Annotated in this window: 20 protein-coding genes; 11 read left to right on the top strand and 9 right to left on the bottom strand. The window is 72.2% G+C overall.

Annotation, left to right across the window (positions count from 1 at the left end):
- Positions 1 to 7: 7 nt before the first annotated feature.
- The 4 genes from ABT127_RS22990 to ssd form a co-directional block, all read right to left on the bottom strand.
- Entirely contained in the window at positions 8 to 778 is a 771-nt protein-coding gene (locus ABT127_RS22990) for a type II secretion system F family protein (protein WP_351453084.1), read from the bottom strand.
- 61 nt (positions 779 to 839) lie between these two features.
- A complete protein-coding gene (locus tag ABT127_RS22985) occupies positions 840 to 1,691 on the bottom strand; it encodes a type II secretion system F family protein (RefSeq protein WP_351453082.1) in 852 nt (283 codons plus the stop codon).
- Positions 1,692 to 1,748: 57 nt separating this feature from the next.
- Positions 1,749 to 2,912 carry a TadA family conjugal transfer-associated ATPase gene (locus ABT127_RS22980; protein ID WP_351453080.1) on the bottom strand — a complete coding sequence of 388 codons (1,164 nt, stop codon included), beginning with the start codon at positions 2,910 to 2,912 and terminating at the stop codon, positions 1,749 to 1,751.
- Positions 2,909 to 4,009: a septum site-determining protein Ssd gene (gene ssd / locus ABT127_RS22975; RefSeq protein ID WP_351453077.1), complete on the bottom strand. Its 1,101-nt coding sequence runs from the start codon at positions 4,007 to 4,009 to the stop codon at positions 2,909 to 2,911. Before ssd ends, ABT127_RS22980 begins: the two co-directional genes overlap by 4 nt.
- Positions 4,010 to 4,666: 657 nt before the next feature.
- Between ssd and ABT127_RS22970 the strand changes: the two genes are divergently transcribed.
- Positions 4,667 to 5,515 (top strand): HAD family hydrolase, encoded by an 849-nt coding sequence (locus ABT127_RS22970; RefSeq protein WP_351453074.1) that lies wholly within the window; start codon positions 4,667 to 4,669, stop codon positions 5,513 to 5,515.
- A 336-nt stretch (positions 5,516 to 5,851) separates the two neighbouring features.
- On the opposite strand, the gene ABT127_RS22965 is transcribed toward ABT127_RS22970, so the two are convergent.
- The gene (locus ABT127_RS22965; protein ID WP_351453071.1) at positions 5,852 to 6,676 is read right to left on the bottom strand and encodes a Fic family protein; all 825 of its coding nucleotides are present in this window, start codon (positions 6,674 to 6,676) and stop codon (positions 5,852 to 5,854) included.
- Positions 6,677 to 6,777: 101 nt separating this feature from the next.
- On the opposite strand from ABT127_RS22965, the gene ABT127_RS22960 reads away from it, so the two are divergent.
- Positions 6,778 to 7,758 carry an ATP-binding protein gene (locus tag ABT127_RS22960; protein WP_351453069.1) on the top strand — a complete coding sequence of 327 codons (981 nt, stop codon included), beginning with the start codon at positions 6,778 to 6,780 and terminating at the stop codon, positions 7,756 to 7,758.
- A 6-nt stretch (positions 7,759 to 7,764) separates the two neighbouring features.
- Here ABT127_RS22960 and ABT127_RS22955 read toward each other — a convergent pair whose 3' ends face one another.
- A complete protein-coding gene (locus ABT127_RS22955; RefSeq protein ID WP_351453066.1) occupies positions 7,765 to 9,063 on the bottom strand; it encodes a polysaccharide deacetylase family protein in 1,299 nt (432 codons plus the stop codon).
- Positions 9,064 to 9,409: 346 nt separating this feature from the next.
- On the opposite strand from ABT127_RS22955, the gene ABT127_RS22950 reads away from it, so the two are divergent.
- From ABT127_RS22950 to ABT127_RS22925, 6 genes are all read left to right on the top strand, one after another.
- Positions 9,410 to 11,770: a bifunctional SulP family inorganic anion transporter/carbonic anhydrase gene (locus tag ABT127_RS22950; RefSeq protein ID WP_351453063.1), complete on the top strand. Its 2,361-nt coding sequence runs from the start codon at positions 9,410 to 9,412 to the stop codon at positions 11,768 to 11,770.
- A gap of 144 nt (positions 11,771 to 11,914) precedes the next feature.
- Positions 11,915 to 13,912, top strand: a complete 1,998-nt coding sequence (acs, locus tag ABT127_RS22945) for an acetate--CoA ligase (protein WP_351453060.1) — start codon at positions 11,915 to 11,917, stop codon at positions 13,910 to 13,912.
- A 201-nt stretch (positions 13,913 to 14,113) separates the two neighbouring features.
- Positions 14,114 to 15,523: a Na+/H+ antiporter NhaA gene (nhaA, locus tag ABT127_RS22940; protein WP_351453058.1), complete on the top strand. Its 1,410-nt coding sequence runs from the start codon at positions 14,114 to 14,116 to the stop codon at positions 15,521 to 15,523.
- Between the two features lie 54 nt (positions 15,524 to 15,577).
- Positions 15,578 to 16,087, top strand: a complete 510-nt coding sequence (locus ABT127_RS22935; protein WP_351453055.1) for a phage holin family protein — start codon at positions 15,578 to 15,580, stop codon at positions 16,085 to 16,087.
- A complete protein-coding gene (locus tag ABT127_RS22930; protein WP_351453052.1) occupies positions 16,084 to 17,040 on the top strand; it encodes an alpha/beta fold hydrolase in 957 nt (318 codons plus the stop codon). Before ABT127_RS22935 ends, ABT127_RS22930 begins: the two co-directional genes overlap by 4 nt.
- A 172-nt stretch (positions 17,041 to 17,212) precedes the next feature.
- Complete coding sequence (locus ABT127_RS22925) at positions 17,213 to 17,398, top strand: hypothetical protein (protein ID WP_111662807.1); 186 nt, start codon at positions 17,213 to 17,215, stop codon at positions 17,396 to 17,398.
- 31 nt (positions 17,399 to 17,429) lie between these two features.
- Here ABT127_RS22925 and ABT127_RS22920 read toward each other — a convergent pair whose 3' ends face one another.
- The 3 genes from ABT127_RS22920 to nth form a co-directional block, all read right to left on the bottom strand.
- On the bottom strand, positions 17,430 to 18,629 hold the full coding sequence (locus ABT127_RS22920; protein ID WP_351453048.1) for a MarP family serine protease: 1,200 nt from the start codon (positions 18,627 to 18,629) through the stop codon (positions 17,430 to 17,432).
- A gap of 91 nt (positions 18,630 to 18,720) precedes the next feature.
- On the bottom strand, positions 18,721 to 19,473 hold the full coding sequence (locus tag ABT127_RS22915; RefSeq protein WP_351453044.1) for an NUDIX hydrolase: 753 nt from the start codon (positions 19,471 to 19,473) through the stop codon (positions 18,721 to 18,723).
- A gap of 71 nt (positions 19,474 to 19,544) precedes the next feature.
- Positions 19,545 to 20,381 carry an endonuclease III gene (gene nth, locus ABT127_RS22910; protein ID WP_351453041.1) on the bottom strand — a complete coding sequence of 279 codons (837 nt, stop codon included), beginning with the start codon at positions 20,379 to 20,381 and terminating at the stop codon, positions 19,545 to 19,547.
- A gap of 369 nt (positions 20,382 to 20,750) precedes the next feature.
- Between nth and ABT127_RS22905 the strand changes: the two genes are divergently transcribed.
- The 3 genes from ABT127_RS22905 (at position 20,751) to ABT127_RS22895 (ending at position 23,317) form a co-directional block, all read left to right on the top strand.
- Positions 20,751 to 21,425, top strand: a complete 675-nt coding sequence (locus ABT127_RS22905; protein ID WP_016642758.1) for a Crp/Fnr family transcriptional regulator — start codon at positions 20,751 to 20,753, stop codon at positions 21,423 to 21,425.
- Between the two features lie 121 nt (positions 21,426 to 21,546).
- On the top strand, positions 21,547 to 22,365 hold the full coding sequence (locus ABT127_RS22900) for a nucleotidyltransferase domain-containing protein (RefSeq protein WP_351453039.1): 819 nt from the start codon (positions 21,547 to 21,549) through the stop codon (positions 22,363 to 22,365).
- Positions 22,366 to 22,429: 64 nt separating this feature from the next.
- On the top strand, positions 22,430 to 23,317 hold the full coding sequence (locus ABT127_RS22895; RefSeq protein ID WP_351453036.1) for a sigma-70 family RNA polymerase sigma factor: 888 nt from the start codon (positions 22,430 to 22,432) through the stop codon (positions 23,315 to 23,317).
- The last annotated feature ends 3 nt before the right edge of the window (positions 23,318 to 23,320 follow it).

Raw genomic sequence — 23,320 nt, 5'->3', positions numbered from 1 at the left:
CTGCTTCTCAGCGGCCGCCCAACATCCCGTCGCCGAGGCCGATCACCACCGGCAGCACCCCGATCACGAGGAATGCGGGCAGAAAGCACAGGCCCACCGGAGCAGTGACGGCCACCGCCGCCCGGCGCGCCACCGCCGTCGCTCTGCGCCCGCGCTCCGCTCTGCACTCGGCGGCGATCCGGGCGGCCGGTGCCGCCGCCGGCGCACCGGAATCACCGGCCCGCTCCAGCAGCCGGACCAGCACACCGGCGCCGGGCACGACGGCCAACTCCCGCCATGCCAGATGCGGTTCACCACCGAGCCGCACCTGCGCCGCGCCCCGCGCGAGCCCTCTCCCGACAGGCCCGCCCAACGACTCCCCGACGACCCGCGCCGCCTCCACCGGATCCGCTCCGGCCGCGACGCAGGCGGCCAGCAGATCGGCCGCCAGCGGCAGTTGGCGCACCGCCTCGGCTCCGTCGCCCGCCCGGGACGTCGCCGCCCGGTCCCGCAGCCACCGCCACACCACGGCACCCGCGACGGCCCCGACGAGCAGTCCCGCCGCCCCGCCGACCACCACGTACCCGGCGCTCACGGCACCGGCCACCGGAGCCCACCGGCGCACCTCGCCCGGCACCCGGAAGCCCCGCCGGGCCGCGTCCACGGCGGCGACGTCCAGCACCAGCCGCACCCGCCGCCGCAACTCCCGCTCCCGCCACCGCGTCCCGGCCGCCCGCGCCAGCCATGCCACCGCCAGCGCGGCGCACAGCACCACCCCCAGCCTGTGGACAACGTCCATGCCCCTCACCGCTCCCACTCATCGATCCCGATCCACTCGTCCAGCCGCGTCACGGCACCCCTCACGCCTCCGCCCCTCGCACGATCCGCAACGCCCACCACAACCCCGCCCCCTCCAGCACCCCGCCCACCACCAGGCACCCCACACCGGCCCCGGTGTGCAGCAGCACCCGCAACGGCCGCGCCCCCAGAACCGATCCGAGCAGCAGCCCGAGCACCGGCAGTCCGGCGAGCATCACCGCCGTGGACCAAGGACCCGCCAACTGAGCGCGCAGCTCGGCCCGCTGATCCCGCTCCGCCCGCAGCGCATCCGCGAGCCGCTCCAGCCCGGCCGCGAGTCCGGCGCCCCGGTCCACCGCCACGTGCCAGCACGCCGCAAGCCCGTGCAGCCCCTCGGCGCCCGGCTCCCCGGCCGCCACCCGCAGCGCGCCGGGCACGTCCCCGCCGAACCGTGCCGCGGCCGTCACCGCCGCGCCCGCGGCCCCGGACAGTGCGCCCGACTCCCGTACGGCGACGGTCAGCGCCGCGCCCGGCTGCCGTCCCGCCCTGACCTCTCCGGCCAGGACCTCGCACAGCCGGATCACCGCGTCCCCGCGCCGTTCCCGCGCCCGCAGCGCCGCTCTTCCCCGCCTGGCCCGGGCCGCCGCAGGCACCGCGCAGACGCCCAGGACCAGTGGCAGCGGCGAGGCCCCCGCGACCCCGACGACCGCACCGATCACCGCGCATCCCCACTCCGGCCGCCCGCGCAACCACCTCCACCACCGCTCGCCCGTACTCCGCCAGGCCGGCACCGCACCCGCACCCGCCGTCTCGCCGAACACCGCACGCACCCGCCGTGCTTCGGCCTCCCGCACACGCAGGGCCCACGCCACGACCGCCGCCCCGATCAGCCCCACCGCCACGACACCGGACATCTCCACTCCCGCTCCCGCCCGTCACGTCCCTCACCGTCCTCAGCAGCACCGCGCCCCTCACTCCAACCGCACCCCCAACAGACCGCCCAGCCGCTCCCACCCCTCGCCCGGTGCGAACCCCCGCTCGCGCCACTCCAGCGCGGGCACGGCCCTCACCCACCCCTGCGCGTCCCGCTCCAGGACCCGCACCTGCGCCACCCGGCGCCGGCCGCCCCGGTCCCGTACGAGATGCAGCACCACCGACACCGCGGCCGCCAGCTGGCTGTGCAGCGCCGCCCGGTCGAGCCCCGCCGCCGTCCCCAGCGCCTCGAGACGGACCGGCACGTCGCCCGCCGCGTTGGCGTGCACGGTGCCGCAGCCGCCCTCGTGGCCGGTGTTGAGCGCGGCCAGGAGCGAGACGACCTCGGCGCCGCGTACCTCGCCGACGACGAGCCGGTCCGGCCGCATCCGCAGCGCCTGCCGCACCAGGTCGTCGAGGCCGACGGCGCCCGCCCCCTCCTGGTTGGCGGGCCGGGCCTCCAGGCGCACCACGTGCGGGTGGTCGGGGCGCAGCTCGGCGGAGTCCTCGGCGAGGACGATGCGCTCGTACGGGCCGACCAGGCCGAGGAGCGCGCTGAGCAGCGTCGTCTTGCCGGTGCCCGTGCCACCGCTGATCAGGAACGACAGCCGGGCGTCGAGCAGCGCCCGCAGCACCCGGTCACCGCCCGGTGGCACCGTCCCCGCCGCCGCCAGCTCCTTCAGGGTGAACGCCCGGGGGCGTACGACCCGGAGCGACAGGCATGTGCACCCGACCGCGACCGGCGGCAGGACGGCGTGCAGCCGGGTCCCGTCGGGCAGCCGCGCGTCCACCCAGGGCCGGGCGTCGTCGAGGCGGCGCCCCACCACGGCGGCCAGCCGCTGGGCCAGTCGCCGGACGGCGGCGGCGCTCTCGAAGGCCACGTCGGCCCGCTCCAGGCCGCCGCCCCGGTCGACCCAGACCCGGTCGGGCGCCGAGACCAGCACGTCCGTCACCGCGGGGTCGGCGAGGAGCGGCTCCAGAGGGCCCGCTCCGACCAGCTCGGACCTCAGCCGGCCCGCGACGCCCAGCACCTCGGCGTCGCCGAGGACCCGGCCCTGGGCTCTGAGTGCCTCGGCCACGCGTGCGGGCGTCGCCTCCGACCCGGTCTCCGCGAGCCACTGCCGGACCCCGTCGAGCATCCGCGCCCCGACCACCGCGCTCATGGCGTCTCCCCCTGCTCCACGGCCACCGGCACTCGCTCCCAGAAGCCCGTGCAGAACCGCCGCAGCGGCCCGCCGGACGCCGCCTGGGGTGTCCGTCCCGCCAGCACGCCCGCGTCCAGCGGAAGCTCTCCGGCCAGGGGCAGTCCGAGCAGCCGGGCCACCTCGTCCGCGTCCAGCGCGCCGGAGCGCCGCGCCCCGCGCGCGGGCGCCGTCACCACCCGCAGGTCCCGCACCACCATGCCCACGCTGTCGGCCACCCGCCGGGCGGCGGCGACGGCTCGCAGCTCCGGCGGCACCACGAGCAACGCCAGATCGAGCTGGGCCAGTGCCTCCACCGTGCTCGCGTCGATCCTGCGGGGCAGGTCCACCACGACGGCCCCGCCCCTGCGCCGCCCCGCCGCGAGCACCACGCGCATCGCCTCGGGCGGCAGCGCCGTCAGGTCGCCGCGGTCCCAGCTGAGCACCCGCAGGCCGTGCAGGCACGGCAGCGACTCCTCCAGCGCGGTGGCGCCGACCCGGCCGCGGGAGTGGACGAACGCGGGCCAGCGGAGCCCGTCGGCGGCCTCGCCGCCGAGCAGGACGTCGAGGCCGCCGCCGATCGGATCCGCGTCGACCAGCAGGGTGCGCCGCCCCGCCGCGGCGGACGCCGTCGCGAGCCCACAGGCCAGCGTCGAGGCACCGGCCCCGCCCCGGCCACCGAGGACGCCGACGGTCAGCGCGGGCCGCCCCACGCCCTCCGCGACGTCGGCGATCCGGTCCATCAGCCACTGCTCGGCGTCCGGCAGCATCAGGACCTGCTCGGCGCCGATCTCCACGGCCCGCCGCCACACCCCGGGGTCGTCCTGGTCCCGCCCGACGAGCATCACCCCGTCCCGCCGGGCCGCGCCGCGCAACCGCTCCGCCGCGTCGCCCCCGACCAGCACCAGGGGTGCCGCCTCCCACCGGCCTCTGCCCTCCGGCGCCCCGTGCCCCACCTCGGGCCGCACCCCCGCCGCCGCGCACAGCCGCAGCAGGTCGTCGAGGAGCCCCACGTCCTCCGTCACGATCAGCGGCACCCGCCGCCCGCCCCGCGGGTCCACCGCGCTGACCTCCACCACGATCCGATCCCCCGTCTCTCGCCCTGCCGCCCGCCCCACGGGCGGACCGGTCCGCGGCGAAGCCACCGGCGCCGCGGCACCGAATACCGGGCACCGGCGCGGCTCGTCATAACGAACGGGTCAGGAACAGCGACCCGGACTTCGCCTGCGGAATCACCGTGCAGCGATCCCGGAAATCATGTGGATCTTGGTCAAAAACTGTGGACTCGAGAAGGGTTGTGAATATCCCACTCACCCATACCGGTGACATCGCGGAGCCGACCCGAGAACGGGCCCAGGAACCTCGTGGGGAACGGCCCCCGGAACCACCCCTGCCCCCTTCCGGAAGCCCCGCCCGGACCGCCGGGGAACCCGCTCGCCCCTCCGCAGCGCACCCTTTTCGTCACTGACCGTGACCATCGAGCCACGGGTCGACGTCGGGCCGCGGGGGCGGAAATCATGGCGAACGGGCAAGAAAAAAGGACCCGAAAACGGGTCCGGACATGCGACGACCCCCGCCGGGGGGGAGAGCGGGGGTCGTCCCCACGGTCCGACTCGGGGGGGGAGGAGCCAGACCGGGTTAGCACGGTCGCGAACGATCCGTGACTTCCATGGTGTACCCGAGAGCCTTCTCAGGCAAACCCACGCGCCACAGCTTACGCCGAATGGTGGGCGCCTATGCTCGGGCTTGTGGAAAACCACTCCTTGCACCACTCCATGCCCCGCACAGCGGCGTTCTTCGACCTGGACAAGACCGTCATCGCCAAGTCGAGCACGCTGACGTTCAGCAAATCGTTCTACCAAGGCGGACTGATCAACCGCAGGGCCGTGCTGCGCACGGCCTACGCGCAGTTCGTCTTCCTGGCCGGGGGCGCCGATCACGACCAGATGGAGCGGATGCGCCAGTACCTGTCGGCGCTGTGCCGCGGCTGGAACGTGCGGCAGGTGCAGGAGATCGTGGCCGAGACGCTGCACGACCTGATCGACCCGATCATCTACGACGAGGCGGCGTCCCTCATCGAGGAGCACCACACCGCAGGCCGGGACGTGGTCATCGTCTCCACCTCGGGCGCCGAGGTCGTCGAGCCGATCGGTGAACTGCTGGGCGCGGACCGGGTGGTGGCCACGCGCATGGTCGTCGGGGACGACGGCTGCTTCACCGGCGAGGTGGAGTACTACGCGTACGGGCCCACCAAGGCGGAGGCCGTCAAGGAACTCGCCGCCTCCGAGGGATACGACCTCGCGCGCTGCTACGCGTACAGCGACTCGGCGACCGACCTGCCGATGCTGAGCTCCGTCGGACATCCGTACGCGGTCAATCCGGACCGGGCGCTGCGGCGCGAGGCGCTCGCGCGCGAGTGGCCGATTCTCGACTTCCACAAGCCGGTCCGCCTCAAGAAGCGGCTGCCGCACCTCTCCGCCCCGTCGCGTCCGGCGCTGGTCGCCGCGGCCGCGCTCGGTGCGGCTGCCGCGACGGCGGGCCTGGTCTGGTACGCCAGTCGACGCCGGGCGCTCCCGAACACGTAGGGGAAAGCGCTCGACCCCCGCCCGATTCGCACCTTTTTGAACCTAAAAGTAAAGAAGTGCGGCCAGGGGTATCGCATCCCTCGGGCGAGGAGTACAAAGGAGTCAACGGCCCGCGAGACCAGGGACATCCGAGAGGATCACCTACACACGCAGAGAAGGCCCCACGGACCGAGCATGAACACCGGGCACCCACGCGACGTCGACCCGTCGATTACGGGCCAGCCGCACCAGGCGACGGGCAAAGAACCCGACCTGATGGGCAACACTTCGAGGACGCTTGGTAACCCAGTGGCCATGCCAGCGGCGGTACGAGGACTCGTACCGCCGCAACCCTGTTCAGGCCGCGCCGCGCTGCAGCGCCTCGCACACCGCGGTCGACTCCCGGACCCCCAGCTCGACCGCCCTGCCGCAGTGCGCGATCCAGGCGGCCATTCCGTCCGGCGTTCCGGAGACATAGCCTTCGAGCGCGGCCGTGTACGCCGCGCGCCCCAGCTCCGCGTGGCCCACCTCGGCGGGACAGATCGACTTCGGGTCGAGGCCGCTGCCCACCAGGACGATGCGCTCGGCGGCACGCGCGACCAGGCCGTTGTGCGAGGCGAAGGGGCGCAGCGCGAGCAGTTCGCCGTGCACGACGGCGGCGCTCACCAGGGCGGGCGCCGCGCTGCCCGCGATGATCAGCTGAGCGAGCCCTTCGAGGCGGCCGGCCACCTCGTCCGCGTCCGGCACCGGCAGCTCGACGAGCGGCTCGTGCACGGGCTCGCCGGGCGTGCGCGGCCGGCCCACCGTCTCGTCCTGGTCGGCCGCCGCGACCAGGTGCAGGCGCGCGAGCACCCGCAGCGGTGACTGCCGCCAGATGGACAGGAGTTGACCCGCCTCGGCGGTCAGCCGCAGGGCCGCACCCACCGTGGGCCCCTCCGGGTCACCGTCGGCGCCGCTGAAGTCGGTACGCCGGCGGACCTCTTCGAGGTTCCAGTCGGCGCCGGACAGCGCCGCGCTGCCGCGCGCGCCGCGCAGCGCCGCCTCGGAGGTGACCTCGGTGCTGCGGCGCCGCATGACCCGGTGCCCGTAGACCCGGTCCACGGCTTTGCGCACGGAGTCCACGGAGTCGGCCACGCCCGGCAGGGTCGCGAGCGCGGCGAGGGGGTCGGCTGTCGTACTCATGAGTACGACCCTACGGTCCCGGGGCCCGCACCCCACGAAGGAGTGGTCTTCTTCACGCGCGAGCACCACGAAAGGTGACAGCGGCGCTACGCTTCGTGAACATGAAGATCGCTTTCGTCGGGAAGGGCGGCAGCGGCAAGACCACGCTGTCCTCGCTCTTCATCCGCCACCTCGCCAGCACCGGGTCGCCGGTCATCGCCGTCGACGCCGACATCAACCAGCACCTGGGCCCGGCCCTCGGCCTCGACGACGACGTCGCCGCCGACCTGCCCGCGCTCGGCGCGCGGCTGCCGCTCATCAAGGACTACCTGCGCGGCTCGAACCCGCGCATCGCCTCCGCCGACACCATGATCAAGACGACGCCGCCCGGCGAGGGCTCGCGGCTGCTGCGGGTGCGCGAGAACAACCCGGTGTACGACGCCTGCGCCCGGGAGGTGGAACTCGACGGTGACGCCGTGCGTTTGATGGTCACCGGGCCGTTCACCGAAGCCGACCTCGGTGTCGCCTGCTACCACTCCAAGACCGGAGCGGTGGAGCTGTGCCTGAATCACCTGGTCGACGGCCGCGGCGAGTACGTGGTGGTCGACATGACCGCCGGCTCGGACTCCTTCGCCTCGGGCATGTTCACCCGCTTCGACATGACGTTCCTCGTCGCCGAACCGACACGCAAGGGGGTCTCCGTCTATCGCCAGTACAAGGAGTACGCCCGGGACTTCGGCATCGCCCTGAAGGTCGTGGGGAACAAGGTGCAGGGTCAGGACGACCTCGACTTCCTCCGCGCCGAGGTCGGCGACGACCTGCTCGTCACCGTCGGGCACTCGGACTGGGTACGCGCCATGGAGAAGGGCCGCCCGCCGCGCTTCGACCTCCTGGAGGAGCCCAACAGGGCTTCCCTGCGGGCGCTTCAGGACGCGGCCGACGCGACGTACGAGGCCCGGGACTGGGAGCGCTACACGCGCCAGATGGTCCACTTCCACGTGAAGAACGCCCAGAGCTGGGGCAACGAGAAGACCGGGGCGGACCTGGTGTCACAGGTCGACCCCGGCTTCACGCTTCAGGAGAGCTTCACGGCGACTGCCTGACCTCGGCTACGACGTGGCGGCCGGTGCGCCCGGCACCCCCTTGGGGGCCGGGGCCGGGCTGCCGCCGTTGAGGAAGGCCGGCCAGCCCTGCCCGGGGGCCTTGCCGACCGGCAGTTCGGCCAGCTTGCCCAGGGTCTTGGTGTCCTGGGCGTCGAGCCAGTCGGCGAGCTGGTGGAAGGACACGCAGCGGACGTCCGGCTTGTTGCAGACCCTCTCCACGGTCTGCTCGACGGCGCGCATGTAGGTGCCGCCGTTCCAGGACTCGAAGTGGTTGCCGATGATCAGCGGGGCGCGGTTGCCGTTGTAGGCGCGGTTGAAGCCCGCCAGCAGGCTGTCGCGCATCTGGTTGCCCCAGTAGGCGTGCTTGGCGGGGTCGCCGTGCATGGTGCCGGACTGGTTCACGGCGAAGTTGTAGTCCATGGTCAGCTGCTCGTAGGAGTGGCCGAGGAACGGCACGAGCTGCATGGACAGGTCCCACAGGCCGTCCTTCTTCTTCGGCCAGACCTGGTTGTTGACGCCGCTGGTGTCATAGCGGAAGCCCAGTTCGTGGGCCGCGCGCATGAAGTTCTTCTGCCCTTCCAGGCAGGGCGTGCGGGCGCCGATGAGTTCCTTGTCGTAGTCGAAGGGCAGGGGCGCCGCCTTCTTGAGACCCGTGTTGGTCTTCCACGACTTAACGAACGACTTGGCCTGGGCGATCTCGCTCTTCCACTCGGCCACCGACCACTGGCCGACGCCGCCGTCCTTGCCGCAGAAGTGGCCGTTGAAGTGGGTGCCGATCTCGTTGCCCTCGAGCCAGGCGCCGCGCACCTGCTCCGCGGTGTCCTTGATTCCCTTGAGGTCGTTGAAACCGATGTCGGAGCGGCCCGGCGAGTGCTGCGGCGCGTGGTACTCGCCCGCCTTGTCCTCGGGGAGCATGTACACCCCGCTGAGGAAGTACGTCATGGTCGCGTTGTTCCTCTGGGCGACCTTGCGGAAGTGCGAGAAGAGCTTCTGGCTGTCCTCGCCCGCGCCGTCCCAGGAGAAGACGACGAACTGGGGTGGCTTCTGCCCCGCCTTGAGGCGGTCGGCTCTCGGCAGATGCGGCTGGCGACCGGTGTACGCGGTCGAGCCGTCGCCGATGAGGCGGAGCACGCTGCCCGGGGTGCCCTTGTGGGGCGCGGCGGCCTTCTTCGGGCCCGGGGCGCCCTGGTGCGGCGGGGCGTCCGTGCCGCAGCCGGCGAGGGCTGCGGCACAGGCCGCGGCGGCGGTGATGCCCGCGGCGAGCCGCAGGGCCGGGCGGGGAGCGATCCTTCGGGTGGCGGCCATCTTCCGCCCACCTACTTCCTGGAGTCGGCTGACAGGAGGTGAATGCGAGAAATGCCCGCTTCCGGCGGGCGGCGCCGTCACCGTCACACGAAGGCCGCACACGTTTTGTACGACAAGCCGACCAAAGTTTTAGTTCACTACTCAGAGTGAAGCCTTGCCCCATTTGCCCTTTTAATCACGCCAGGATCTTTACTCTGCATTACTATTCGTTTACCGAGCGTTGATACCCAACGTTGATTTTCATCCCGCCGCTGCACGCCGTGAACCACGGCCGCGACCGACCCCGCACACCACCGGGGTCCCCCACGTTCCGCGACCGCGCTGCACCCCGGAGGAGACGGGAAACATGTCAGCCTGCGTACCCACCCGCGCCAGTGACTCCGAACGACCGGGCGAGCCGACAGACGCCGCCCACCCGGCCCACAGCCCCCCGCCGGCGCCCCGCCGCCGCTTCCGCATCGCGGGCGCCGACCTCTCGGCGTCCATCGCGGTCTTCCTGATCGCCCTCCCGCTGTCCCTCGGCATCGCCCTGGCGACCGGCGCGCCCCTGGAATCGGGGCTGGTCGCCGCCGCCGTCGGCGGCATCGTCGCCGGTGTCCTGGGCGGCGCCCCGCTCCAGGTCAGCGGCCCCGCCGCGGGCCTGACCGTGGTCACCGCCGAGCTGATCCAGCGCTACGGCTGGCGGACCACCTGCGCCATCACCGTGATGGCGGGCGTCGCCCAGCTCGGGCTCGGCTGCCTGCGCGTGGCGCGCACGGCGCTCGCCGTCAGCCCCGCCGTGGTGCACGGCATGCTCGCCGGCATCGGCATCACCATCGCCGTCGCCCAGGTCCACATCGTCCTCGGCGGCACCCCCCAGAGCTCCGTGCTCGCCAATCTGGGCGCCCTGCCCGCCCAGCTGGCCCACCTGCAGCCCGCGGCACTCGGCATCAGCGTCCTCACCATCGCCGTGCTGCTCGGCTGGCCGAAGATCCCGGGGCGCGTGGGACGCGTCACCCGCAAGATCCCGGGCGCGCTCGTCGCCGTGACCGCCGCGAGCGTCACCGCCGCGCTGTTCGGACTGCGCCTGCCCGAGGTCGACCTGCCGTCCTGGAGCAGCCACGCGCTGGCCGGTCTGCCGGACGGGCCGGTGCTCGGCATCGCCGCGGCCGTGCTGACCACCACCCTGGTGTGCAGCGTGCAGTCGCTGCTCGGCGCCGTCGCCGTGGACAAGATGGCCGCCGCGCGGCCCGATCTGCCGCCCGCGATGCGCCGCTCGAACCTGGACCGGGAACTGCTCTCCCAGGGCGCATCGAACATCGTCTCCGGCTCGCTCGGCGGGCTGCCCGTCGCGGGCGTCGCGGTGCGCTCGACCGCGAACATCAACGCGGGCGCCGTGAGCGGGAACTCCGCGGTGCTGCACGGCGTTTGGGTAGTAGCGGCCACCCTCCTCCTGGTCCCCGTCCTGGAGCTGATCCCGCTCGCCTCGCTCGCCGCGCTGGTGATGATGGTCGGGATCCAGATGGTCTCCCTGCACCACATCCGCACGGTCACCCGCCACCGTGAGGTGCTCGTCTACGTCGTGACCACCCTCGGCGTCGTCGTCTTCGGCGTACTCGAAGGCGTCGGTCTCGGTGTCGCGGTCGCCGTCGGCGTCGCGATGCAGCGTCTCGCGCGCACCCGGATCACGCGCGAGGAGGACGCCCGCGGCGTCCACCATGTGCGCGTCCGCGGCCAGTTGACGTTCCTGGCCGTGCCGCGGCTGAGCCGCACCCTTCATCAGGTGCCCCACGGGGCCGACTGCGTAGTGGAGTTGGACGGATCATTCATGGACCATGCCGCGTACGACGCCCTGCAGGGCTGGCAGAAGGCCCACACCGCCCAGGGCGGCCAGGTCGAGGTGGCCGGGCGCGGCGGCGCGCGGATCGCCGAGCCCGCGAGCGCCTCCCACGCCTGCTGCCGCCCCTGGACGCCCTGGCGCAACCACCACTGCGACGACCGGCCCCACACGCACACCCCCAAGGAAGCGGCACCGCCGCGCGGTGGACACCATCTGGCGAGCGGCATCAGCGCGTTCCAGCGGAACACGGCGCCGCTGGTCCGCGGTGAGCTGGCCCGGCTCGCGCGGGAGGGGCAGAAGCCCACGCAGCTCTTCCTGACCTGCGCCGACTCCCGGGTCGTCACCTCGATGATCACGTCGAGCGGCCCCGGTGACCTCTTCGTCGTGCGGAACGTGGGAAATCTGGTGCCGTTGCCGGGCGCCGAGAGCGGGGACGACTCGGTCGCCGCCGCCATCGAGTACGCCGTCGACGTCCTGAAGGTGCAGTCGATCACCGTGTGCGGGCACTCCGGATGCGGGGCCATGCAGGCGCTGTTGAGCAGTCCGCCGTCCGCCCCCGGGGCGCTCACCCCGCTCAAGCGGTGGCTGCGGCACGGGAATCCGAGCCTGGAGCGGATGGGCGACAAGGGACTGCCCTGGGCGCGGCTCGCCGGCCGGGCCCCGGCCGACGCGGTCGAGCAGCTCTGTCTGACCAATGTCGTCCAGCAGTTGGAGCATCTGCGGGCGCACGAGTCGGTCGCGCGCGCCCTGGAGGAGGGTGCGCTCGAACTGCACGGGATGTACTTCCACGTCGGCGAGGCCCAGGCCTACCTGCTGGAAGAGCGTGATCCCGTCTTCGGCCAGGTCGAGGCGGCCGCCTACGAGGACAGCGGAGCGGCCCGGGCCTGAACCGGCGCTTTCCCGGATCCGTGGGATAAGTGAGAGCGTGTGGCTCCCGGCACCGCCGGGAGCCACACGCACGAACCCCTCGCTTACAGGTCTAAACCAATTCTCGGACACCCCTTGTCACCAGGGGGCGACGTCTGATGAGCTGTGGCCTGGGACACAACGGACACCTTGGGAAAGGCAGAAGCCGTGAGCAACGAGAGCCTGGCCAATCTTCTGAAGGAAGAGCGACGCTTCGCGCCGCCCGCTGACCTGGCAGCGAACGCCAATGTCACGGCCGAGGCGTATGAGCAGGCCAAGGCTGACCGGCTCGGTTTCTGGGCCGAGCAGGCCCGCCGCCTGACCTGGGCCACCGAGCCGACCGAGACCCTTGACTGGTCGAACCCGCCGTTCGCGAAGTGGTTCGCCGACGGCAAGCTGAACGTCGCGTACAACTGCGTCGACCGCCACGTCGAGGCGGGCAACGGCGACCGGGTCGCCATCCACTTCGAGGGCGAGCCCGGCGACAGCCGCGCGATCACCTACGCGGAGCTGAAGGACGAGGTCAGCCGCGCGGCGAACGCGCTGACCGAGCTGGGCGTGCAGAAGGGCGACCGGGTCGCCGTCTACCTGCCGATGATCCCCGAGGCCGTCGTCTCTATGCTCGCCTGCGCGCGCATCGGCGCCGCGCACTCCGTCGTCTTCGGCGGCTTCTCCGCCGACGCCATCGCCAAGCGCATCGAGGACGCCGACGCCAAGCTCGTCATCACCTCCGACGGCGGCTACCGCCGGGGCAAGCCCTCCGCGCTCAAGCCGGCCGTCGACGAGGCGCTGACGCGCGTATCGGTCGACAAGGTCCTCGTCGTGCAGCGCACCCAGCAGGACGTGGCCTGGACCGAGGGCCGCGACGTGTGGTGGCACGATGTCGTCGGCAGGCAGTCCGCGGAGCACACCCCCGAGGCGTTCGACGCCGAGCACCCGCTGTTCATCCTCTACACGTCCGGCACCACGGGTAAGCCGAAGGGCATCCTGCACACCTCCGGCGGCTACCTCACCCAGGCCAGCTACACCCACCACGCCGTCTTCGACCTCAAGCCCGAGTCGGACGTCTACTGGTGCACGGCCGACATCGGCTGGGTCACCGGCCACTCGTACATCACCTACGGCCCGCTCTCCAACGGTGCGACGCAGGTCATCTACGAGGGCACCCCGGACACCCCGCACCAGGGCCGGTTCTGGGAGATCGTGCAGAAGTACGGCGTCACGATCCTCTACACGGCGCCCACCGCGATCCGTACGTTCATGAAGTGGGGCGACGACATCCCCGCGAAGTTCGACCTGTCCAGCCTGCGCGTGCTGGGTTCCGTGGGTGAGCCGATCAACCCCGAGGCGTGGGTCTGGTACCGCAAGAACATCGGCGCCGACACGTGCCCCATCGTGGACACCTGGTGGCAGACCGAGACCGGCGCCATGATGATCTCGCCGCTGCCCGGCGTGACCGAGACCAAGCCCGGCTCCGCCCAGCGCCCGCTGCCCGGCATCTCCGCGACCGTCGTCGACGACGAGGCCAACGAAGTACCCAACGGCGGCGGTGGCTACCTGGTCCTCACCGAGCCGTGGCCGTCGATGCTGCGCACCATCTGGGGCGACGACCAGCGGTTCATCGACACCTACTGGTCGCGCTTCGAGGGCCAGTACTTCGCCGGTGACGGCGCGAAGAAGGACGAGGACGGCGACATCTGGCTGCTGGGCCGCGTCGACGACGTCATGCTCGTCTCCGGGCACAACATCTCGACCACCGAGGTCGAGTCCGCGCTCGTCTCCCACCCGGCCGTCGCCGAGGCCGCCGTGGTCGGCGCCGCCGACGAGACCACCGGACAGGCCATCGTCGCCTTCGTGATCCTGCGCGGCACCGCCAACGCCGAGGACGAGTCCCTCGTCGCCGACCTGCGCAACCACGTCGGCTCCGTACTCGGCCCGATCGCCAAGCCCAAGCGGGTCCTCCCCGTCGCCGAGCTGCCCAAGACCCGCTCCGGCAAGATCATGCGCCGTCTCCTGCGCGACGTCGCGGAGAACCGCGCGGTCGGTGACGTCACCACCCTCGCCGACTCCTCGGTGATGGATCTGATCCAGAACAAGCTGCCGGCGGCCTCCAGCGAGGACTGAGCCCCAACGGCCACGTGAGGAACGGGCACTCGGCGAACGCGCCGGGTGCCCGTTTCGTGCGTATGGTGATGATCACCAGGTCCGTCTCGCTTGCACCCGTTAGGGTGAAGACCGCGTCACGAACGCGCCATGAAACTCACAGGGTGTGCCGGGAAGTCTGGTCGGCGATGTCATCAGCCGTACCCGACCGGAGGTCCCCTCGTGGCAGCGCCCCAGAAGCAGAGCAAGAACGACCGCACCGTACTCGGCCGGATCTCCCTGCCCGAGCGGAACGCCGTCGCCGAGGCGCTGCGCACCGAGACCGTCGGCGGCGTCCTGCTCCTCGCCGCCGCGGTCGCCGCCCTGATCTGGGCGAACGTACCGGCGCTCAGCCACAGCTACGAGACCCTCAGCGATCTCCACTTCGGCCCGTCCGCGCTCGGCCTGCACCTCTCCGTCGAGCACTGGGCGGCCGACGGACTCCTCGCGGTCTTCTTCTTCGTCGCCGGCATCGAACTCAAGCGCGAGCTGGTCGCGGGCGATCTGCGCGACCCGAAGGCGGCCGCGCTGCCGGTCGTCGCCGCCCTCTGCGGCATGGCGATGCCCGCGATCGTCTACACCGTCGTCGCCTCGGCCGGCGGCGGCTCCCTGTCCGGCTGGGCCGTGCCCACGGCCACCGACATCGCCTTCGCGCTCGCCGTGCTCGCCGTCATCGGAACGTCGCTGCCGAGCGCCCTGCGCGCCTTCCTGCTCACCCTCGCCGTCGTCGACGACCTCTTCGCGATCCTGATCATCGCGGTCTTCTTCACGAGCGACATCAACGTCGCCGCCCTCGCGGGCGCCTTCATCGGTCTCGCGGTCTTCTGGCTGCTCCTGCGCAAGCGGGTGCGCGGCTGGTACGTCTACGTGCCGCTCGCCCTGGTCATCTGGGGCCTGATGTACAACAGCGGCATCCACGCCACCATCGCCGGTGTCGCGATGGGCCTGATGCTCCGCTGCCACCGCGAGGAGGGCGAGACCCACTCCCCCGGCGAGCGCATCGGACACCTCGTCCGGCCCCTCTCGGCAGGTCTCGCGGTGCCGTTGTTCGCCCTGTTCAGCGCCGGTGTCGCGGTGTCGGGCGGCGCCCTGGGCGAGGTGTTCACCCGGCCGGAGACGCTCGGTGTGGTGCTCGGTCTCGTCGTCGGCAAGGCCGTCGGCATCTTCGGCGGTACGTGGCTGACGGCCCGGTTCACCAAGGCCTCGCTGCCCGACGAACTGGCCTGGGCGGACGTGTTCGCCGTCGCCTCGCTCGCCGGGATCGGCTTCACCGTCTCACTGCTCATCGGCGAACTCGCCTTCACCGACGACCCGCTGCTGACCGACGAGGTCAAGGCGGCCGTCCTGATGGGGTCGCTGATCGCGGCCGTGCTCAGCAGCGTGCTGCTGAAGATGCGGAACGCCAAGTACCGCGCCCTGTGGGAGACCGAGGAGCGCGACGAGGACCAGGACGGCATCCCCGACATCTACGAGCAGGACAACCCGGAGTACCACCTCCGGATGGCCGAGATCTACGAGAAGAAGGCCGCGGAACACCGAAGGCGTGCCGAAGTGGTGGCCGGGGCAGGCGACGAGGACGAGCGTCCGGCATGATCTGACAACGAGTCCGCACATACGGAGCACCGACAGAACAACAGGGAGTACGCGATGAGCGCACCCGACGGCAGCCCGGTCGGCGCCGAACGCAGTGTCGGCCAGCTGTTCGCCTCGGCGACGACCGAGATGTCCGCGCTGGTGCACGACGAGATCGCCCTGGCGAAAGCACACCTCAAGCAGGACGTGAAGCGCGGAGTGACCAGCGGTGGCCTCTTCATCGTGGCCGTGGCCGTGCTGGTCTTCTCCCTGCCCATGCTGAGCTTCGCCCTGGCGTACGCCATCAACGCCTGGACCGGAGGCTTCAACGGGCAGGGCGGCTGGAACCTGGCCTGGTGCTTCCTGCTGTCCTTCAGCGCCAGCCTGGCCCTCGCGATCCTGCTCGGCGTGATCGGCGTCGCCTTCGCCAAGAAGGCCAAGAAGGGCAAGGGCCCGCAGAAGGTCGCCGCCTCGGTCAAGGAGACGGCCGGCGTCCTGCAGCACGCCAAGCCGCACCCGCGCGAGGTGCCGCCCGCCGACCGTGTCCCCGAGGCCATCGAGGCTGTGGCACGCTCGTCTTCATGACGGACCCCGCCACTCCTTCGGCCGCACCGCCGCCCGCTTCTGTCGTACGCCTGGACGTCCCCGGCGGGAGAGAGGTGCTCCACCGGGACGTCGCCGCCAACGGCGCGCGGTTCCACATCGCCGAAATGGGTGACGGGCCGCTGGTCCTGCTGCTGCACGGCTTCCCGCAGTTCTGGTGGACGTGGCGGCATCAGCTCGGGGCACTGGCCGACGCGGGGTTCCGGGCCGTCGCCATGGACCTGCGGGGCGTGGGCGGCAGCGACCGGACGCCGCGCGGCTACGACCCGGCGAACCTGGCGCTCGACATCACGGGCGTGATCCGCTCGCTGGGCGAGCCGGACGCGGCGCTGGTGGGGCACGACCTCGGCGGCTATCTGGCCTGGACGGCGGCCGTGATGCGGCCCAAGCTGGTGCGCCGGCTCGTGGTGTCCTCGATGCCGCACCCGCGCCGCTGGCGCTCGGCGATGCTCGCCGACTACCGCCAGTCGCGCTCGGGCGGTTACGTCTGGGGCTTCCAGCGGCCGTGGCTGCCGGAGCGTCAGCTCGTCGCCGACGACGGGGCGCTGGTCGGCAAGCTCGTACGGGACTGGTCGGGGCCGCACCAGCCCGACGACGAGACCGTCCTGACGTATCAGCGGGCGATGCTCATCCCGTCGACGGCGCACTGTTCGATCGAGCCGTACCGGTGGATGGTGCGCTCCCTCGCCCGGCCCGACGGCATCCAGTTCAACCGGCGCATGAAGCGGCCGGTGCGGGTCCCCACGCTCCATCTGCACGGATCGCTCGATCCCGTGATGCGCACCAGGAGCGCGGCCGGATCCGGAGAGTACGTCGAAGCGCCGTACCGCTGGCGGCTGTTCGACGGTCTCGGCCACTTCCCGCACGAGGAGGACCCCGGGGCCTTCTCCAAGGAACTCGTGAACTGGCTGAAGGATCCCGAGCCCGACCGGTAGGGCCCCGAGCCCGGTCGGCAGGCCACTGGGTGACCGGTCGTGAGCGGTGGGTGAGTGCCCGGTATGCGGGCAGGAACACCTGTCCTACGAACAGCCAATTGCCTGCCGCATACCCAGATTTGGGGACCGTGGGGGAGATTACCGACCATGGGGCACGGGCAGACGTCGAGGTATGGGCTGGACGCACGATTACAGTGACGCAGCACGCAACCGCCGCCCAGCGATGACGCTGGGCACACCCCAGAGGGGAGCGCCGCAGGACGATCCGGCGCACGATCCCCGGCTGGGCATTCCGCGCATCCTGCGGCGTCGAGCCCGCTGGATGTCGGCGCGACTGCGGCACACCAGCCGCAGCTGAACTCCCCCGACCCGCACCGGAGTCCGGGACATCAGAGCGCGCAGGCGTCCGTGTCCACCTGCTGGGTCGCGGTGCGGCCCCGGGTGATGTCGGCGCCGATCTCGTCGGCGGTCAGGGCGTAGCCCGTCTCGTCGTTGTCGAGGGACTTCGCGAAGACCACGCCGTAGACCTTGCCGTCGGGGGTCAGCAGCGGGCCGCCCGAGTTGCCCTGACGCACCGTCGCGTACAGCGAGTACACGTCGCGCTCGACCGTGCCCCGGTGGTAGATGTCCGGGCCGCTGGCGTCGATCCGGCCGCGCACGCGCGCGGGACGCACGTCGTACGAGCCGTTCTCCGGGAAGCCCGCGACGATCGCGCCGCCGCCGCGCTGTGCGTCGGTGCGCGCGAAGCTCAGCGCGGGCGCCTTCAGTGACGGCACGTCCAGGACCGCGATGTCGCGCTTCCAGTCGTAGAGGACGACCCTCGCGTCGTACTTCACGCCCTCACCGCCTATCTGGACGGTGGGCTCGTCGACACCGCCCACCACGTGCGCGTTCGTCATCACGCGGCGGGAGCCGAAGACGAAGCCGGTGCCCTCCACGACCTTGCCGCAGCTGGGCGCCTGGCCGACGACCTTGACGATGGAGCGCTGGGCGCGCGCGGCGACCGGGCTGTTCGCCAGCGCCGGGTCGGGCGGACGGACCTCGGTGATCGGCTCGCTCGCGAACGGGCTGAATACCTGGGGGAATCCGTTCTGCGCGAGGGTGGAGGAGAAGTTCGCGAACCAGGAGTCCGCCTGCGCCGGCAGCGCGCGGGAGACGCCGAGCAGCACCTTGGAGCCGCGCACCTCCTTGCCGAGCGTCGGCAGCGTCGTCCCGGCGAGCGCGGAGCCTATGAGCCACGCCACCAGGAGCATCGCCGCCACATTGACCAGAACGCCGCCCGTCGCGTCCAGTGCCCGCGCCGGTGACCAGGTGATGTACCGGCGCAGCTTGTTGCCCAGGTGGGTGGTGAAGGCCTGGCCGACCGAGGCGCAGACGATGACGACGACCACGGCGACGACCGCGGCGGTGGTCGAGACGGCCGCGTCGTCGGTGAGCGCGCCCCACAGCAGGGGCAGCGCGTAGATCGCGACGAGGCCGCCGCCCAGGAAGCCGATCACCGACAGGACGCCGACGACGAAGCCCTGGCGGTAGCCGACGACCGCGAACCACACGGCTGCGGCGAGCAGCAGGATGTCCAGCACGTTCACCGTCTACAGCCCCGCCCTCGTCACGCCCCGCCTCGTCACGCCTCGCCTCACATCGCAGTCACCGGCATTGCACAGTACGGCGACCACCCTGTCATGAGCGCCAGTCGAGTGACACCGTGTTCTCCCGGTCCCACGGCCGCTCCCAGCCCGCGAAGTGCAGCAGTCTGTCGATCACGCCCGCCGTGAACCCCCACACCAGCGCCGACTCCACGAGGAAGGCCGGGCCGCGGTGGCCGCTCGGGTGGACCGTCGTCGCCCGGTTGGCCGGGTCGGTGAGGTCGGCCACCGGGACCGTGAAGACCCGGGCCGTCTCCGCCGGATCGACCGCCGCGACGGGGGTGGGCGTCCGCCACCATCCCAGTACGGGCGTGACGACGAATCCGCTCACCGGGATGTAGAGCTTGGGCAGGACGCCGAAGAGCTGCACGCCGTGCGGATCGAGGCCGGTCTCCTCCCAGGCCTCGCGCAGGGCGGCACGCAGCGGGCCCTCGGTGCGCGGGTCGCCGTCCTCCGGGTCGAGGGCCCCGCCGGGGAACGAGGGCTGGCCCGCATGGGATCTGAGCGAGCCCGAGCGCTCCATGAGCAGCAGCTCGGGGCCGCGGTCGCCCTCGCCGAACAGGATCAGCACCGCGGACTGCCGGCCCGCGCCGTCCTCGGGCGGCAGGAACCGGCTGAGCTGCTCGCCGCGGAGCGTGGCGGCGGCGTCGGCGACCGGGGCGAGCCAGGCGGGCAGGCCGTCCGTGTGCACGGTGACGTCCGGACCGCCGCTCCCGTCCGGGGTGTCGTCCACCCCGCCGATCCCGCCGACTCCGCCGATCCCGCTGATCTCGCTCACGTGCTTCATCGCAGCCCCCGTACCTGTCGTGATGGACCCAACGCCCGACCGCCCCCTCTTCGTTCCGCCTGCGCCGTCCGTCACCCGGACGTGGCACCGCCCAGCGGCGGGGCCGCGATGCCGCCCGCGTCCAGGTACCCCTGCGGCGGCTTGAGGCGCTGGCCCGGGAAACCGCCCTTCTCGTACTTGAGCAGCTTCTTCGCCTTCTCCGGGTCCGTCTCGCCCTCGCCGTACGCCGGGCAGAGCGGCGCGATCGGGCAGGCGCCGCAGGCCGGTTTGCGCGCGTGGCAGATGCGGCGGCCGTGGAAGATCACGTTGTGACTGAGCTGGGTCCACTCGCTCTTCGGGAACAGCTCGCCGACCGCCTTCTCGACCTTGTCCGGGTCGGTCTCCTCCGTCCACTTCCAGCGGCGCACGAGCCGGCCGAAGTGGGTGTCGACCGTGATGCCGGGCCTCCCGAACGCGTTGCCCAGCACGACGAAGGCGGTCTTGCGGCCCACTCCGGGCAGCTTGACCAGGTCCTCGAGGCGGCCCGGGACCTCACCGCCGAAGTCCTCGGACAGGGCCTTGGCGAGGCCCATGATCGACCGGGTCTTCGCCCGGAAGAACCCGGTCGGCCGGATCAGCTCCTCGACCTCCTGCGGGTCGGCCGCCGCGAGGTCCTCCGGGGTCGGGTACTTCGCGAACAGCCCCGGGGTCGTCTGATTGACCCTCAGGTCGGTCGTCTGGGCCGACATCACCGTGGCGACCAGCAGCTGGAAGGGGTTCTCGAAGTCCAGCTCGGGGTGGGCGTAGGGGTACGTCTCGGCGAGCTCGCGGTTGATCCTGCGGGCGCGGCGGACCAGAGCGGTACGGGACTCGGGCTTGGCGACGGCCTTCTTGGGCGCCTTGGGCGCCGCATTCTTCTTCGCGGGCATCTACTGGGCGGCCTTCCCCTGTACGGAACCGGGCTCCACGGCGACCGGAACGGCGCAGGCCACGGCCTCCGTACGGACATGTTCGCCCACAGCGGAAACGTGGTCGGCCGATCTCGTCTCGGCCCCCGCCGCCTGCGCTCTCACCGGGTTTTTGGACACCCGGCCAGCCTAAAGCCAGGCACCGACATCCGCCCCGGAGCCACTGGATCGGCCCCCGTTTGGCCCCCTCCCCCTCGGGTTGTGACGCAGGTGCGGCAGACTTGTAGCTGAGTGACTGATCACACTGTTTGGACCGTCCGGCAAAATGGGCAGTCGGGAGAGGCTTTCCCGACCGTTTCCCACAGTGCAGGCGACATAGGAGAGAAACTCGTGGACGACGTTCTGCGGCGCGCCCCGCTCTTCGCGGCGCTCGATGACGAGCAGGCCGCGGAGCTCCGCGCCTCCATGAGTGAGGTGACCCTCGCGCGCGGTGACGCCCTGTTCCACGAGGGCGACCCCGGCGACCGCCTGTACGTGGTCACCGAGGGCAAGGTGAAGCTCCACCGCACCTCCCCCGACGGCCGGGAGAACATGCTGGCCGTGCTCGGCCCCGGTGAGCTGATCGGCGAGCTGTCGCTGTTCGACCCCGGACCGCGCACCGCGACCGCCAGCGCGCTGACCGAGGTGAAGCTGCTCGGCCTCGGCCACGGCGACCTCCAGCCCTGGCTCAACGCACGCCCCGAGGTGGCCGCCGCCCTGCTGCGCGCCGTCGCCCGGCGCCTGCGCAAGACGAACGACCAGATGTCCGACCTGGTCTTCTCCGACGTGCCGGGCCGTGTGGCCCGTGCGCTCCTGGACCTGTCGCGCCGCTTCGGCGTGCAGTCCGAGGAGGGCATCCACGTGGTGCACGACCTCACGCAGGAAGAGCTGGCCCAGCTGGTCGGCGCCTCCCGCGAGACGGTGAACAAGGCGCTGGCCGACTTCGCGGGCCGCGGCTGGCTGCGCCTGGAGGCGCGCGCCGTGATCCTGCTGGACGTGGAGCGCCTCGCGAAGCGTTCCCGCTGACCCCGGCTCTGCCCGACGGGCCCCCGCCACACCTCGTGGCCGGGGCCCGTCGGCGTAGAACCAGGGCGCGGAACCACGGAAATACCGTGCCCCGGGCGTCTCTTCCCTGCAAAGTTGCCCCATGGCCGATCCGCACCGTGGGCTCGACGCCCAGGGATACATCGCGCGCGAAGGCTCCCTGGGCCGTGTCCAGGAGCCCTTCCGCCCCGTCGTGGCCGCCGCCCGGGACCGGCTGCTCGACGTCTTCGGCGCACGCCTGACGGGCGCGTACCTGTACGGCTCCGTGCCGCGCGGCACCGCGCGGCCGGGCCGCTCCGACCTCGACCTGCTGCTCGTGCTGCGCGCCGGGCCCACCGAGGCCGACCGCACCGACGCGCGGAGCCTCGACGCCGCGCTGGACAAGGAGTTCCCGCAGGTCGACGGCGTGAGCACGCTCGTGTACGGGCGGGCGCGGCTGCTGAGCGAGGCCGAGACGTACGACATGGGGTGGTTCGTGGCCTGTCTGTGCACGCCCCTGCTCGGGGAGGACCTCGCCGAGTACCTCCCGCGCTACCGCCCCACCTCGCGGCTGGCCCGGGAGACCAACGGGGACCTGGCCGCACGCCTGCCCCGCTGGCGCGAGCGGATCGCGCGGGCCGCCACCGCGGACGAGCGGCGCGCGCTCGACAGGACCGTCGCCCGCGGCCTCGTACGCACCGCGTTCACGCTCGTGATGCCCCGCTGGAACGGCTGGACGGGCGAGCTGGACCGGATGGCCGAGGTGTTCGCGGAGTACTACCCGCGGTGGGCGCCGCAGGTCCGGGCCGCGGCGGCGGCCGGGTACGCGCCCACCGGGGACACGGACGTCCTGCGCGGGTACACCGAGGAGCTCGGGCCCTGGCTCGCGGACGAGTACGCGCGCGTGCACGGCACGAAGGACGGCGGTCCGGAAGACGCCTGAGCGCGGAGTCGGCGCTCGGGGATCGCAGGGGACCACAGCAGGGGATCAGGGGAGGAAGCGCACCATGACCACACAGGCCGAGCTGGCCACCCGCTTCGAGGCCGAGCGCGGACGGCTGCGTTCCGTGGCGTACCGGATGCTCGGGTCGCTGACCGAGGCGGAGGACGCGGTCCAGGAGGGATGGCTGCGGCTGCAGCGGGCCGACGACGGCGAGGTGCGCAACCTCGGCGGCTGGCTGACGACCGTCGTCGGGCGGATCTGCCTCGACATGCTGCGGGCCAGGACGACGCGCCGCGAGGAGCCGCTGGAGGACGGGGACGGCGACGGGTTCCGGCTGCCGGATCCGGTGGTCAGGCCCGCCGATCCGGTCCACGAGGCCGAACTGGCCGACAGCGTGGGGCTCGCGCTGCTGGTCGTGCTCGACACGCTGGCGCCCGCCGAGCGGCTGGCGTTCGTGCTGCACGACATGTTCGCCGTGCCGTTCGAGGATCTCGCGCCGATCGTGGAGCGCACGCCCGCGGCGACCCGGCAGCTGGCCAGCCGGGCGCGCCGCCGTGTGCAGGGTGCCACCGCGCCGGCCGACACCGATCTGGCCCGCCAGCGCGAGGTCATCGGCGCCTGGGTCTCCGCGACCCGCGCCGGCGACTTCGAGGCGCTGCTCGAACTCCTCGACCCGGACGTGCTGCTGCGGGTCGACCAGGGGCCGGGCACGGCCGCGCTGCTGGTGCGCGGCGCCCTGGAGGTGGCCGGCCAGGCGGCCCTGTACGGGCGGATGGCCCCGGACACCTTCCCGGCGTTCGTCGGCGACGGCATGGGCATGGTGACGGCGCCCGGCGGCAAGGTCGCCACCGTCGGCTGGTTCACCTTCCGCGCGGGCAGGGTCGTCGGCGTCGACATCATCGTCGACCCGGACCGGATCGCCGCGCTCGGCATCGACTGGCCCGCGGCCTGATCC

Source organism: Streptomyces sp. NPDC001904 (genome assembly GCF_040297005.1).
Taxonomy (GTDB): domain Bacteria; phylum Actinomycetota; class Actinomycetes; order Streptomycetales; family Streptomycetaceae; genus Streptomyces.
This window is presented reverse-complemented; position numbering and strand designations above follow the sequence as displayed.